Annotated in this window: 13 protein-coding genes and 1 pseudogene; 7 read left to right on the top strand and 7 right to left on the bottom strand. The window is 47.2% G+C overall.

What is annotated here, in order from left to right; genetic code table 11:
* The 5 genes and pseudogenes from AAKU61_RS18900 to AAKU61_RS18880 all read right to left on the bottom strand — a co-directional run.
* Positions 1-821, bottom strand: an 821-nt coding sequence (locus AAKU61_RS18900; protein ID WP_354334752.1) for a patatin-like phospholipase family protein, incomplete at its 3' end; no start/stop codon positions are given.
* A 493-nt stretch (positions 822-1,314) separates the two neighbouring features.
* On the bottom strand, positions 1,315-2,097 hold the full coding sequence (locus AAKU61_RS18895) for a 3-hydroxybutyrate dehydrogenase (protein ID WP_354334750.1): 783 nt from the start codon (positions 2,095-2,097) through the stop codon (positions 1,315-1,317).
* A 24-nt stretch (positions 2,098-2,121) separates the two neighbouring features.
* Positions 2,122-2,865, bottom strand: coding sequence for an acetoacetate decarboxylase (locus tag AAKU61_RS18890; RefSeq protein ID WP_354334748.1), 744 nt, complete (start codon positions 2,863-2,865; stop codon positions 2,122-2,124).
* Positions 2,866-2,873: 8 nt separating this feature from the next.
* Positions 2,874-3,209 (bottom strand): annotated as a pseudogene (locus tag AAKU61_RS18885) (DUF3734 domain-containing protein); the annotation flags it as partial.
* A 177-nt stretch (positions 3,210-3,386) separates the two neighbouring features.
* On the bottom strand, positions 3,387-4,724 hold the full coding sequence (locus AAKU61_RS18880; protein ID WP_354334746.1) for a carbohydrate porin: 1,338 nt from the start codon (positions 4,722-4,724) through the stop codon (positions 3,387-3,389).
* A 117-nt stretch (positions 4,725-4,841) separates the two neighbouring features.
* On the opposite strand from AAKU61_RS18880, the gene AAKU61_RS18875 reads away from it, so the two are divergent.
* The 4 genes from AAKU61_RS18875 to AAKU61_RS18860 all read left to right on the top strand — a co-directional run bounded on the left by AAKU61_RS18875 (position 4,842) and on the right by AAKU61_RS18860 (position 7,918).
* Entirely contained in the window at positions 4,842-5,588 is a 747-nt protein-coding gene (locus tag AAKU61_RS18875; protein ID WP_354334745.1) for a polysaccharide deacetylase family protein, read from the top strand.
* A gap of 11 nt (positions 5,589-5,599) precedes the next feature.
* Positions 5,600-5,905, top strand: coding sequence for a hypothetical protein (locus AAKU61_RS18870; RefSeq protein ID WP_354334743.1), 306 nt, complete (start codon positions 5,600-5,602; stop codon positions 5,903-5,905).
* 326 nt (positions 5,906-6,231) lie between these two features.
* Positions 6,232-6,954 (top strand): ribonuclease T2, encoded by a 723-nt coding sequence (locus tag AAKU61_RS18865; RefSeq protein ID WP_503012663.1) that lies wholly within the window; start codon positions 6,232-6,234, stop codon positions 6,952-6,954.
* Positions 6,955-7,222: 268 nt separating this feature from the next.
* Positions 7,223-7,918 (top strand): hypothetical protein, encoded by a 696-nt coding sequence (locus AAKU61_RS18860; RefSeq protein WP_354334739.1) that lies wholly within the window; start codon positions 7,223-7,225, stop codon positions 7,916-7,918.
* Positions 7,919-7,976: 58 nt separating this feature from the next.
* On the opposite strand, the gene AAKU61_RS18855 is transcribed toward AAKU61_RS18860, so the two are convergent.
* Entirely contained in the window at positions 7,977-8,729 is a 753-nt protein-coding gene (locus tag AAKU61_RS18855) for a tetratricopeptide repeat protein (RefSeq protein ID WP_354334737.1), read from the bottom strand.
* 82 nt (positions 8,730-8,811) lie between these two features.
* The gene (locus AAKU61_RS18850; RefSeq protein WP_354334735.1) at positions 8,812-10,884 is read right to left on the bottom strand and encodes a bifunctional 2',3'-cyclic-nucleotide 2'-phosphodiesterase/3'-nucleotidase; all 2,073 of its coding nucleotides are present in this window, start codon (positions 10,882-10,884) and stop codon (positions 8,812-8,814) included.
* A 576-nt stretch (positions 10,885-11,460) separates the two neighbouring features.
* Here AAKU61_RS18850 and AAKU61_RS18845 point away from each other — a divergent pair.
* From AAKU61_RS18845 to AAKU61_RS18835, 3 genes are all read left to right on the top strand, one after another.
* Entirely contained in the window at positions 11,461-11,670 is a 210-nt protein-coding gene (locus AAKU61_RS18845) for a hypothetical protein (protein ID WP_354334733.1), read from the top strand.
* Between the two features lie 236 nt (positions 11,671-11,906).
* Positions 11,907-12,311, top strand: coding sequence for a hypothetical protein (locus AAKU61_RS18840; RefSeq protein ID WP_354334731.1), 405 nt, complete (start codon positions 11,907-11,909; stop codon positions 12,309-12,311).
* Positions 12,312-12,806: 495 nt separating this feature from the next.
* Positions 12,807-13,286, top strand: a complete 480-nt coding sequence (locus AAKU61_RS18835; RefSeq protein WP_354334729.1) for a hypothetical protein — start codon at positions 12,807-12,809, stop codon at positions 13,284-13,286.
* Positions 13,287-13,539 lie beyond the last annotated feature (253 nt).

Raw genomic sequence — 13,539 nt, 5'->3', positions numbered from 1 at the left:
TTGGGTCGTGGCTCATGCCTTCTCCTTAACTTTGAAACGAAGGAGTGTGGCGCGTTCATTTCATCATTGCTAGATGGTTGCGTCGGACGCTTACCCATCTCCGATAAACGATAAAATATATCTTCAGCACTGGTTGGAGTTACAGCGCGTGGCAACGAATGCAACAGCACCACTATTAAATCACGTGCCCTGCATTTTTGTATGAGGGGAAAAAGTGGCGGATTTGCGGTAAGTCCACCGTCCCAATAAGCGTCGCCGTCAATGTCAATTGCCCTGTGCATCATTGGTAAGCAGGCCGATGCCAACAATACATCAAGGGACAGTTGCTTGTTACCAAATAGCCTGAGAGTTCCGGTGCTGACATTCGTCGTCGCGATAAATAGTTTGATCTGTGAAGACGATCTAATCCGTTCAAAATCGATTTGCGCCAAAAGAATGTCGCGTAGTGGGTTTATATCAAAAGGATTGAGCTGATGGGGAGAAAAAAAACGTGCCAACGAAATTGTATGCTTCATCGCTGCTGGCAAATCTGACTGCTTCGTAATATCGTCGGAGGCAGCTGTCTCTTGCGAAATAAAACTGAATGGAGCTTTGGCGGCAACACTTTCCCAGAAATTTTTCAAGGCCTGGCGTGCGCCATCACGCCCGTCAATTGCATAGCCGAATGCCAATACCGTCGCATTCATCGCACCAGCGCTGGCGCCGCTGATAGCTTCAATATCGATGCGATCGTCTTCCAATAGACGATCTAGTACGCCCCACGTAAAGGCACCGTGCGAACCACCACCTTGGAGCGCGAGCGTAACCAGCTTTGGTGACATAAAGTTCCTTCTTAGAAGACGCCATGCGTGAGGCCAGCATCGCCATGAAAGAAGCTTAGCTTGAGAAGATGACAGCTTGATGATCTGTGTCAAACGAGAGGACTTTGCTCACACTAAACACCAAGTTCAGTTACGTTTGACGACGTGCTGATCGCTCACAAAAGACGTCTACTATTTTGAGAGTAACCTGCAGTTGGCGTCGCCAACGTGACCACTGTCGAAGCGCGTTGACGCCAGTGTCATATTGACCCATGCCGCCTGTTTCGGGTGATCCCCTTTGAGCAGAATCAAAACCATAATCAGTAAGGGTTTTCGGCGAGTGCTTCTGAGGCAGTGATTTCTAGCAGGCTGGGTCAATTTGGCACTGGCATCAACACCCTGAGTTCATTGCTTGAACTGATCACCAAACACAAAATTCAATATGCCAATCTGTTTCGAAATAAACGTTACCCTTCAGAACAAACTGAATGTCCATCAAATTGACAATTGGCTGTTACTGCATATGCCAGCCATGACTAACGGTAATCGATTGTCCGGTCAACGCGTTGGAACCAAATGAAGCGAGGAATAAAGCCGTTTGTGCAACATCCTGCACGGTAGTGAATTCTCCATCCACTGTCTCCTTCAGCATGACGTTTTTTATCACATCCGCTTCCGACATCCCCAATTCTTTTGCCTGTTCCGGTATCTGTTTTTCCACCAAAGGCGTACGCACAAAACCTGGGCAAATGACGTTGGCGCGGATATTGTCTTTGGCCCCTTCCTTGGCGACCACTTTGGCCAGGCCGATCAAACCGTGTTTGGCGGCGACGTAGGGCGCTTTGAGTGGTGAGGCTTCGTGCGAGTGTACCGACCCCATATAGATAACCGTACCTCCCTTGCCACCGGCAATCATTGCGCGCATGCAGGCGCGGGTAGTGAGGAAGGCGCCGTCGAGATGAATCGCGATTAATTTTTTCCAGTTCTCCAGACTCAGATCAACAATAGGACTGATGATTTGTATGCCGGCATTGCTGATCAATATGTCCACGCTGCCATAGGCGGCGACGGCATCGGCCACGCCCTTGTCAACCTGGGCTTCATCAGTGACATTCATCGCCACTGCCATGGCAATGCCGCCTGTTTGCTCTATTTCTTTGGCGGTCGCGGTGGCGGCCTCAAGTGCCATATCGGCGATGACGATCTTGGCACCTTGTTTGGCGTATTCGATGGCGATTTCTTTACCGATACCGCTGGCAGCACCTGTGATGAGAGCAACTTTGTCTTTGAGTAGCATGGGATTTCCTTTAGCTTGATAAACTTACTTGTTAGCGAGATAGTCGTACGCGACAGTGCCATAAGGCAAAGTCAGGTCGGCTAGTATGTGTACGGCAGAGAGCACTTCCAGCACGGGCAAGCCCGCCACCGATGCCAGTGCATGCGGACTAAGGTCTAAAGCGCCTGGTCCGCCCCAGGCACCTTTGATGATGATATCGGTCAGGGAATATTGCACCAGTTCGCAGATTCGCGGTGTGCCATCTACGTGCGGAATGATTTTTAGTAAGAAACTGGGCGCCGCCATAGCAAGCTTGACGGCAGCTGCATCAAGCGTGGTATGTTTAAAACCCATGGTGCCAGTGGCTATCCTGAAGTCGCTATAGTCCAAGGTGCCGATCAGCGTATCCTTGTGCACGCGCAACTCCGGTTCACCGAGTTTTTTAGGGAAGCCCCATAGCTCACGCCCTGCGGCAATCGGTGGATGATCATTGAGATACATGCTGTGTACATAACCACCGGCAACACCATCGAGTGTCACGGGAATCACCTGCCCCGATTCGCAATAATGTCCGAAACCGGTTGAGTCCGGCATATTGATAAATTCAAACTTCACCACCGGTTCAGTCATCTTCAAGGGAGCGGGAATCAACTTTTGCAATAGCACTGGATCAGTGCGATAGGTGATGATCAAATATTCTCGATCGGTAAAACGGTATGGCCCAGGCGGAAAAGCAGAATTGGTGTATGGCATTGCAAACGCATTATTGCGAATTTCATCTTCGGTCATAGTTACTCCTATTCTTGTGGAAGTTCGTGAATGATTAGCCCTGCATTCGGTGGCAAAGGTTGCAGCCATGACTTTCGTTTGAGCGCACGCTTGCAATCAAGCGCACCGTTTGCCCAACGCGCCTGTACATTAGCGGTACTGAAATCGACATCCTTGAAATAATGGTCATCCGGCATTGCCTTCATGATCAGGTGGACGACATTGATGGTGTGATCACAACCAAGATTGATCAGAGCTTGCAATTGCTTATTCTTGCGCTCGGCGACTGTCAAATGGTCAGACAAGGTACGGATCGCCTTTTGCATATCCTGAATTTTCTGGTGCATCAGTAATTGCTCGTGCGAGCGACTGGCATATTATATGTTCTTGTATCGCGCGATGGCTTGGACGATCAATGCTGGCCTTGCTTCGGTAGGGTTCCATAAATCCTCCATGAAGCACAGAACGTCTTGCATGCTTTCCTTTTGAAGTGCTTCTTAGACAAACTTGGATCATAACCGAGACATGGCTTTTTTACCGCCTTAAAATTCTGCGTGTAGGCGTAAGCCGTAAATTGAAACAGGGCCACGATCTCGATTATAGGCAGGATGCTTGATCCGCTGGTAGTCGATCGTCGCTGCCAAACCACTGGCTATCTTGACCGAGTAATAGGTTTCGGCAATCTTTTCAGATCCGTAACGTAATGCACCATCGCCTATCAGAATGCCGATACCACCGGCACTGAAGTATTGCTGCGCTGCGCCAGAGAGATAATTGTTGACAATGGCCAAGCCAAAGGTATCGTCATTGCGGTTCCAACGCGCTCCCTTCAGCGACAAGCCAGCCGCCAAAGAGCGGTTGATCTCCGTGAATTCGTAGGCCTCCTTACTGCCATCGTTGGCGCTGACGCGCAAAAAAATGCCTAGATCTTTCTGAAGTTCTTGCTCGATATTGAGCGCAATACCGGCGCGGGAGGCAGTATGGCGAACCAGTGCAATATCCGGTGGATTATTTGCACCAGACAAGTCTACGGCATCGCGATAACGGCCCATGCGTGCGCGATTGACAATCGCAAGTAGCTTAGCTTTGCCCGCTTGGCCTTGCCATTGGTAGCGGCTTTCGAATTCAGTCACGAAAGAGTACTGGCTGAAATCAGGCTTGACAATTTTTCCGTTCGGGACCGCCGAGAGTTGAAATACGCCAGCGCGTAACGACCACCATTTTTCATTCCATTCAACTGCAGCACCGTATGTGAAACCCCATGCATCGGCCGCATAGTCGATCGCACCCGAATCGATTAGCGACCAATTCATAAAATCAACGCGCGGATCATGGGAATAGCTGTTGGTATCAAAAATGTCTGTCACGGAAAATTTGCCGACCGTTAGCGTGACATTGTTTTCATTCGCGCTTCCACCTAACTGGTTGGCCGCGCTGTCGATTTTTTGGCTTGCACCAGAAAGTGGGAATTGTTGACGCAGGAAGGCACGTGGCAGACGCAAGTACGGACGGTTGGCGCCAACCTTGTACGCTTCGCCACTAGGAAACCCGGCAACGCCCACCGTGTTGCTCAGGCCAAAGCCTTGGTCAATTTCTGGATTCAACCAAAGTTGCGCACCAGGCCAGGGGCGCACTCCAGCGTACAGTGTGATGTCGGTCGTTTCTTCAGTCCGGCCTCGAGCATCCAGGCTATTGGTTCCGCTATACGGCGATCTAAACGAAGAATGTTTCTGGCTTAAATTAGTGACTTGACCATGCAAAGCCCATGATTCTTCAATTGTACTTTCAATAGGAACAGGCGTTTCAGCAGCGGCGTATGTAGAGGCAATAGTGAAATGCAGAATGATTGTAGACAAGATCAACAAATTTTTGTTTGTCATTCGGGCGACCAAAGTTGAGTAGGAAAAATGGTTAGGCGATTATACCTTAGCGATTCTGGTTCATAATCGATGTTTCTTGCTGGTTATTGCTTTCCATTGCGCCTTATAAGTTGCCGTATGAAATATTACATAAATTCTTCAATACTAGTTTTGGCTTCGTTTTTTGTCTCGACATGCTCTTGGGCGCAACAACGCCCCATCGAAATTCATGACCGTATAACCCTTCAGGCTGGGGTCGACGCAAAGCTGGCATTAACTCTCGATGCCTGTTCAGGAAAATATGACGATGACATCATCGAATTTCTTATTCGCAACAGTATTCCGGCAACTCTCTTCGTTACCAAAAAATGGCTGGATCACAACGCATTTGGTTTGTCTGTAATCAAAGCACATCTTGATCTGTTCGACGTGGAAGACCATGGCGAAAATCATATTCCAGCCGTTGTTGGTGTCGGTAGAAAAGTATATGGTATTCCTGGTGAGCCAGATCTTATTCATCTAAGACGCGAGGTGACCGAAGGAGCGAAAGCGATTGAACATGCTGTTGGTGTTGCTCCGCATTGGTATCGTGGTGCAACCGCAGAATACGATCCTCAAGCTATAGAAGAAATCGGTAAATTGGGATACAAAATTGCGGGGTTCTCAGTTAATGCTGACTCTGGCGCGACCCTTAGTAAGCCAGCTATCGAAGAGCGACTAAAGCACGTCAAAGGTGGCGACGTCATTATTGCCCATATGAATAAACCAAGCTCTGAGTCTGCAGAAGGCTTATCTGTAGCTTTGCTTCATTTGCTTAAACAGGGATTTGTATTTGTTCGATTGGATCAGGTCAATCTTCACGTGGTGCCTGAAATCAAAAAATGAAAGACTACGCCATGTATAGCAAAACACAGCGCAATATAATGTTCGGATACATCGCTTTCGTCATCCTGACGATACTGGCACGCCACGGTGGATTTGGTCGACATACGTCAACGCCTCTCGATTTGATACTCGGTGCGCCGATACCATTTACTTTTGGCGTGTTTGCCATTCAGAACGGCTGGATAAGCAGTCGTTTTTCCACCGTTGAGCGCAACGAAGCGCCAGTGACATTTTGGTTCTATGTCGCGTTAGCCCTTCTGCTTGGTGCCGGCATGTTTTTATGGGGTGTTCGTGATGCACTTCTATCAATGCGCTAAACAGCAAGTTCAGTTGCTTTTGGTAATGTGCTGATCGAATACAAAAGACGCCCACTATTTTGAGGGTAACTTACTCTATTTACGTCGAAATAGCCCATCCCTTGATTTGAAATTTGCATCGACTTTATAACGTTGCGATTGCACTCTACAACAATGTTAGTTATTCGCGGCGGTGATAAAGGTTGTCACTGTAGCGTCACATCCCAGGCGTCAGTTGCACATGCTGCACAACTGACGATTCCATATTAAGGGGATCGTTCCCATTTGACTTACGTATGTCGAAACAATCGACTTAATAACAGGGAAAAATAATGTTCAAAAAAATGATTAATCGCTTCATGGCCACCGCCGTCATAGCGATAGCAACGAGTAGCGCGGCACATGCACAAACGTATGACTTCTTGTTGCTGGCCGCTTCCTGGCAGCCAGGGTTTTGTGCAACGCATGCGGGCAAGCCTGAGTGCAGCAACCTGAAAGGAACTTACGCCGGCAGTCATCTTGCATTACATGGCCTGTGGCCAAATGCCTACAATGGTAATCATCCGCAGTATTGCAATGTGCCTCAAAGGGATATTGACTTGGACAAGACGAGCGCTTGGTGCAGTATGGATAAATATGGTGTGAGCGCGTCAACCTTAAACAACCTGAGCACTTACATGCCAGGAACAGCATCTTGCCTTGATGAACATGAGTGGTTCAAACATGGTAGTTGCAGCACGATAGCGCCAAACGATTACTGGCTTGATGCGATCGGCCTGATGAATCAATTAGGCCAAACGCAGCTCAATAATTTTATCGCCAGCAATGTGGGTAAAACAGTGAGTCGTGCGCAACTGCAACAAGCGTTTAGTGCCAGCTTTGGTAGCGCTGCTTTGCCTGCACTTTCTTTGAAGTGCACAAAAAGTGGCACCATCAATTACCTAACCGAAGTATGGCTCAATCTCAGCAGCACTAACTTTGCTCACTTCCCTGCGGCTTCTTCGCTCATTCTCGATGGCAACGTGGCGAACACGTGCCCGACTTCAAAAATCACCATCGCACGACCGTAGGCTCGAAGGATAAAATCGGATTGCAGTGCTCTTCTTTAGCGGAGCACTGCAATTTTGAAAAAATATTTCGCATCTTAAAAACAATATGCTATTTCTCAAAACACACAGACTTTTTATTTATATAGGCATCGGCATAATAGCGGCCTACGTTCTAATAACGGAAGACAAAGGGCTACCAACCTCAACTGTTAAACTGACCAAGACGCCGACGTCACAATCAACGTCGAATGTCGAAACCATAGTCAAAGTTGAATCAATCACAGCTCACATGGACCCCATCGAGCAATCCAATGATTTGCGGGCTTTGTTCGAGAAAAATAGAGACTCTGAAGATCCAGCCAAACTCAAACTCGCCTACCGAGCATGGCGAATTTGTGTGCCCAATTTTATCGGACCACAGTCTGCATGGCTTGCACGCGAGATGCATGAGCGTCCAGACAATGACGAACGTCGAGTTGCCTACCGAAAATTACAAGATCGCTGCAAAAATTTCTCTGATTTTACCGATGCGCAGCTTGCCACACAAAGCGCTTATCAGAAAGAGCTTTGGCTCACTGGAAAAACCAAAACCCCAGGTGAAATAGCCACTAGTCTGCTCGCTACGGGAGATCTGGATGCGGCATTGCTAGCAGCTAAGACGGTGCTCGATTCGCACGATCTGAAGGGTGTTGAATCGTTGCGAGGTTTTTTCTCCGCCTACTTGAGGGATCAGCATAATGGCGACGAGGAGCTAGCAGCTATCGATGAATTACGCGCGGCAGCCTATACGGTAGCGGCATGCCAGATGGGGCTTGAGTGCGGACCAAATTCGATCATGGCTATTGAACACTGCCTATACACTGGACAATGCACGGGTGGCATCGTCGAGCGCTATTTATCTGCCTTGGATCAGCCTTCAGAAAAAGAAACTTTGCTGGCGGAAAGCAAAATAATTGTCGAGCGGATGCAAGCGCATAGGAAGTGAAGCGGGTCATGAGTTTCACCGATACTCATACTTTTTTGATGCCTTCACAACCGAATATTTATTGGTATTTATTCCAGCGCAATGTTCTTTCGTCAGTCGCTTCTTTTCTTAAGTGACGTGCCAGTAACGGGTCACTTCCAGTGATTTTCGCACTACCTTCCAGTAGCAGGGAAAGTTCATGAATTGCCACCGGATAGTCCCCCTCTGCAGAACGTTCCAGCCACTCACGTGCCTTGATTGCATCTTGTTCCACACCTTCGCCTGCAGTGTAGGCGTTGGCCAACAAAAACATCGCCTGTGCATTACCTTCAGCGCTCGATTGTTTTAACCAATTGACCGATATTGCAAGATCAGGCGGGTTTCCTTCCCCGTATTTGGCCATCCTGGCGAGCATAAAGCTCGCTTTTGAATTGTGTTGTTTGGCTGCCGATTTATACCATTTCCACGCTTCTACAAAGTTTTGTTGCAGACCTAATCGCGCTTTGTAATTGGCTTCCGCCATTTCAAACTGTGCGTCGACATCGCCGGCAGCAGCCGCTTTTTCAAGCCATTTGTGTGCTTCGATGTAGCTGTTCGGAGAAACGGACAGTACCAGGCCTAATTCGCGTTGAGCGATCGGAAATCCTTGCTTGGCCCAACGGCTAAGAGTAGTAATCGATGACTTGTCTTGCGTATTTAAAGCGCGTACGCCTACGGTTTCAATTTGCGCAGTGGTGGGAGGAACATCCGTGATTGTGATCCACATCAAAACCAACAACAGCGCTGTCAGCAGTGCTATCAGGAGCGCCCATTTGCGGCTGTGCTTCTTCATCGTCTTCCCATGTAAAAAGGTACCCCCGATTTCAGGAGTACCTGTGCTCTAGTTGATGCTGCCGAATGACAGCGACAAATTATTACTGATTCAAATTAATTGAATATTTGGCAAAGCCACTCGCGTCCAATGTTCCTTCTGCCTGGACCCGGCTAAGACCCAAGGCTTGCGCAACTGCCAATTTACCCGGGGCTGAACGTAATATGACCGGCCCTTGTGTTGCCACCTTGACGAAACTCCAGCTTTGGCCAGAACCATTCGCGGCGGTGGTGACTTTTCCTTGCTTTTTCAGAAAGGTACTGACAATAGCTTGGCTGGCATCGGGCGATTTGATGATGGTTTTGCTGCCATCAATTCCGGGGAAATTGCCACCGCCGCCAGCGCGATAATCGTTGGTGGCGACGATAAAGTCATCGGTATCCGCAACAGCGTTGCCTGCATAAGTCAGGTTAGTGATCCGACTTCCGACCGCTTGCGTAACGTCGATTTGATATTTCAGCGCATTATTTTCTGCGTAAAAAACATCGTAGTTATAGATCGTCGAGTAAGTAGGCACGAGATCTTGTTCTGTAGCGAGTGATGGATCAATTTTATTGAATTGTTTAGCCGAGGTTTCCAGCCACTTCTTCAGGTCCGATCCCTTGATCTTTACGGCTTGCAGGTTGTTATTGCCATACAAGTACAAGTCACCAGGATTACGTACCTGCAACCCGACAGGCGCGGCCGATGTAGCGGTAGGCGCAACGTCAGTGAAATCAGTAGGGCCGTTGCGTCCTGCCTTGAATGGGGCGCTGCAAGAAATCACTGGAATTGCTTTGTAACTTGCAATTGTCGTGTCGGTAGAGCTGGCGATGAAGTTTTTAACATAATCGATTTGCGCCTGATTCACGATTTGAATCGCACTGACGTCACCGACCAATGCAAAGAAGGCTGACATTTCAAAATTGGTGGTGGTACCCAGGGGCTGAGTGGCATAACTTAAAGTCGCCTTATGCTCGGTATCAACTAGCGGCGCGATGCTAGGATCGGCAGCAACCACTGTCGTACCATCAGTATATTTAAAACCACGTGCTTCCACATTGGTTTGATCCTTTTGTACAACCCATTGCCCAGATTGGTACTTCAACACCATCTTGATAATGCCAAGACGACGCCCCCAACTTTGCGCCATTACCGTCGGCACGCCATTGACGAATCCATTGACGGTGTCGACTTGCGTGGCAGGCAATGCGGCTAGCGAAGCATCAACGGCTGGTCCGCCGACTTCTTTCGCCTTCGGGAAAATAAGATGAGAATGGCCTAACAGCATGGCATCGACCCCTGTCGTGCTTAGATGCAAGCTACCATTTTCCATTTTCGGGCTATACGGTGATGCATCGAGGCCGCCATGGGACAGCGCAACGATCAAGTCGGCGCCCTTGCTGCGTAGCTCTGGAACATATTTATTCGAGGATTCCTGCACGCCGTTGACCATGACTTTTCCAGCTAAGCTCTTCTGGTCCCAATCCATCACTTGAGGGGGGACGAAACCCATAATGCCGACATTGAGTTTAACGCTGATCGAAGTACCGTCTGGTTTTGTCGCGGCGAATTGTTTCGCAATAATCGCATAAGGATTAAAGATAGGTTTTTGGCTGGAGAGGCCAACCACATTGGAGAGCACGATAGGAAAATTTGGCGCGCCGCAGTTCACACCTTTTTGTACGTCTGGAACGCCAAAGTCTGTGTTCGTAATTTGGCTCAGGAAGCTCAATCCGTAATTAAATTCATGATTGCCCAGTCCTGCACCATCGTACTTAAGTGCATTCATGACCTTGTGTACGGCCAGAGTGCCGCTACAACTTACTGGAGCCGCTACCGCCTGATAATCGCCGAGCAAGGTACCCTGGATGACATCACCGTCATCCAATAAAACGTTATTTGGATTTTCCGTACGTGCTGCATTGATCAGGGATGCGGTGCGTTCTAGCCCAAGGCTGGTATCGGCCTTTAAACCGTAATAGTCATAACTAAGAATATTTTGATGGATGTCGGTCGTTTCCAGTAAGGCTATTTTAAGAATCGTCCCTTCTGGAACCGCGTTAGGGTCAGACTTGTTGCTACATCCGGCAAGCGCGAGGATTGCCAGTGCTGGCAAATACATATTTGTTTTCATGAATTCTTTCAGAGAACGCTGCTCAAAATTGGAATTAATAATTTAATTGGAACTAAGGCTAACCATCGCGTATAAAAGAACGAGAGGCACATTAGTATTCGGCGAAGTATCACCAATAATTATTTCGGCAGCATGACAAACACAAGCCTTACGCAAATGCATAGGAAATTCAAATTGCTCACATCGGATGTTTTACTGACTTTGTGGAATTTGTTCGTCGATGATTTAACACAGCCGTCGCTGAATTTTTTATTTTAGAAGCCTTATCACTCAAAAATACTTGGCCAAAAATGAAAGGAGTTTTCGGTTAAAAATATAAGTATCAGAGAGCCAGGAACGACAAACCAGCCTTCAACCATGCCCTTTGATCGTCATTGGTTCAACATATTGGTTTCATTTATAAAGCAAGGACTCGCAGTTGATACGATCGAGACATCTCCAAGTACAGTATCTAAACACTGGTTCATATTAGGCTAGTCTGGTGTAATGATAAAGTCATATTTGATTTCAATAATAACTAAGTGAATTAATTAATTCTTTGGTAGTGGTAATACTACTTGCGGAAAAGGACTAGTCATGCAAGCCGAAAAATTGGAATGGCACTTTACTTTAAGTCGCGGTTCTGTTGATCGACGGATATCGACCGCAATTTCGCCGCCATATGTGACGGAGGAAGGATTTACCCTGGTTGATCGACGTGAAAGAAATGATCGGCGAGTGCTTAAAAATATGGTTGATTTTTACAGCGCTGAGAAATTCAATTTTTTTAAAACGATAAAGAACTAATCTAGACTGAACTCAAGCAAGCAAGCAAGCAAGTAAGTAAGCGTTTTTATTGCATTCACCTCTGTAATAATAAATCGAAGTGTTGAAGTTTGTTGACATCTATTTATTTTTCGGAATTCAACAGAAAACGTGCGCAAAGCCCACATTGCCGAATTAAATTCAAAAGACTCCTATCAATTCTGTTTCGACATTTTTTATGATTCATCACCTCATCAATTGAGAATGGTAGGCAGATAATGTTCAGCATCGAATTTAGCTCGGCAAAATTTCTCCCGTTTCTGCCAGAAGATCGTCAAGCAAATCCAGGTGTTTATGGGTTCGAACTTGCGCTATGGTTGTCTCAGGCACTCATGAAAGTTGGCATCCCTACTAGCTATCCCTTAGGTGATGATTGGGGTTGGTTCATCGAATACGCTCAAGGCGAGTCTGAGTTCAGCATTGGTTGCAGCTCGCAGACGCAAACAGGTGATGGGTACAAAGGCCAGCCCATCGCTTGGCGCGTATTCGTCAAGCAAGAACTTTCCCTAATGCAGCGCTTCATGGGTGGTGCTACGTCAGAAGCGGCTTTGATGCTTTTTGAAGCCATCAAGGTTGAGCTTAGGTCAGAAGGCATCCTATCTAGTATCAATGAAACTGCATAACTCCTGAATACGGCTATCAGTTGTTTGCATTAGATCGCGGCATTGACACATAGTATGCACCGGCCATTGTGATGACAAGCAGTGTGCAAAGCCAGATCAGGCAGCCGTTTCCACCAAATTCTCGTCTGATTTTTAATCTTAATACATCGAGAATGAAACGCGACACCACGAAGGTGAGGATAAGTAAGTAAGTAGCTGCGTGCGATCCAAATTTAGTGCATATGACGTGTTTATTTATTGCAGTAGAGACGACGGGTTGACGCCAGTGCTAAATTAACCCACATTGCCAATTTTGGCTGACCCGCTTTGAGTTAAGTCAAAACCATACTCAGTATGCATTTTCTATGAGTAAGAGTGGAGCCGTGATTTCTAGGTCAACTCTCCAAAAATGAACACCATTTGATTTCTTCATGAAAACTACGTTGTGCCAATAAACTTGTTTTTGCGAATTAAATGGTTTATATTATTTATGTAGTTAACTTCAGGAGATATCCAATGACAACCGAAACAGTGAAGAAAGGTGCAGTAAAACCAAAGGCCGCAGTCGTTCCGGTGAAGAAGATCACCGCTGCGACCAATAGGTCGCCTGCAGTCAAAGCATTGGCGACTAATGGGAACGCAAAGTCTAGTCCCGCGGTACCAAGAATAGCCGCAGCCAAAGCGAAACCGCCTGTTGCCGTGAAGAAGGTCGCCATAAATAAAGTAGCTGCAAAACCAGTTGCGATGACCGTAGCTCCCAAGGAAAAGATCAAGAAGTCCAAATTAGTTCGCGACAGTTTCACTATGCCGGAAGTGGAATATGCCATTTTTGGACAAATTAAGAAAGCCTGTGCCGATGCTGGAATGGAAGTGAAAAAAAGTCAATTATTGCGCGTTGGTCTGGCGTTGATAAGCAAGACTGATGTTTCTGACCTCAAAACCTTAATCGCTGGCCTTGCTCCACTCAAGGTCGGGCGTCCAATGAAAGATAAATAAGCTCATTATGTTTTTTTAGGAAAACAGCGAAATGTAAATTCGCTCCTCAAGGCAGCGTCAAAGCGTGGCTTTCGCGCTGTCCGTTAACGTAGTCGCGCGATCCTTTTATTGCATACCGAATAATTATTCTCCTATTTCACGGTCTGTTAGATATATCTCGCTCACGCAAATCTCGTGGCGTTTTCCATTCGGGCTTTTCCCATTCAGGTTTTTTTGTGCATTGACAATTTCGTTTGGCATGAAAAATATCTGC

The sequence above is a fragment of the Undibacterium sp. GrIS 1.2 genome, assembly GCF_040544435.1.
Lineage (GTDB): Bacteria > Pseudomonadota > Gammaproteobacteria > Burkholderiales > Burkholderiaceae_D > Undibacterium.
Note: the sequence above shows the minus strand (reverse complement) of the source record. Positions and strands in the feature narration are given on the sequence as shown.

Excerpts from the sequence above, each read along its gene's own strand:
- AAKU61_RS18845 (WP_354334733.1), top strand. The coding sequence starts at position 11,461 with ATGCAAGCCGAAAAATTGGAATGGCACTTTACTTTAAGTCGCGGTTCT.
- AAKU61_RS18835 (WP_354334729.1), top strand. The coding sequence starts at position 12,807 with ATGACAACCGAAACAGTGAAGAAAGGTGCAGTAAAACCAAAGGCCGCA.
- AAKU61_RS18880 (WP_354334746.1), bottom strand. The coding sequence starts at position 4,724 with ATGACAAACAAAAATTTGTTGATCTTGTCTACAATCATTCTGCATTTC.
- AAKU61_RS18890 (WP_354334748.1), bottom strand. The coding sequence starts at position 2,865 with ATGACCGAAGATGAAATTCGCAATAATGCGTTTGCAATGCCATACACC.
- AAKU61_RS18870 (WP_354334743.1), top strand. The coding sequence starts at position 5,600 with ATGTATAGCAAAACACAGCGCAATATAATGTTCGGATACATCGCTTTC.
- AAKU61_RS18850 (WP_354334735.1), bottom strand. The coding sequence starts at position 10,884 with ATGAAAACAAATATGTATTTGCCAGCACTGGCAATCCTCGCGCTTGCC.
- AAKU61_RS18840 (WP_354334731.1), top strand. The coding sequence starts at position 11,907 with ATGTTCAGCATCGAATTTAGCTCGGCAAAATTTCTCCCGTTTCTGCCA.
- AAKU61_RS18875 (WP_354334745.1), top strand. The coding sequence starts at position 4,842 with ATGAAATATTACATAAATTCTTCAATACTAGTTTTGGCTTCGTTTTTT.
- AAKU61_RS18855 (WP_354334737.1), bottom strand. The coding sequence starts at position 8,729 with ATGAAGAAGCACAGCCGCAAATGGGCGCTCCTGATAGCACTGCTGACA.
- AAKU61_RS18860 (WP_354334739.1), top strand. The coding sequence starts at position 7,223 with ATGGACCCCATCGAGCAATCCAATGATTTGCGGGCTTTGTTCGAGAAA.
- AAKU61_RS18895 (WP_354334750.1), bottom strand. The coding sequence starts at position 2,097 with ATGCTACTCAAAGACAAAGTTGCTCTCATCACAGGTGCTGCCAGCGGT.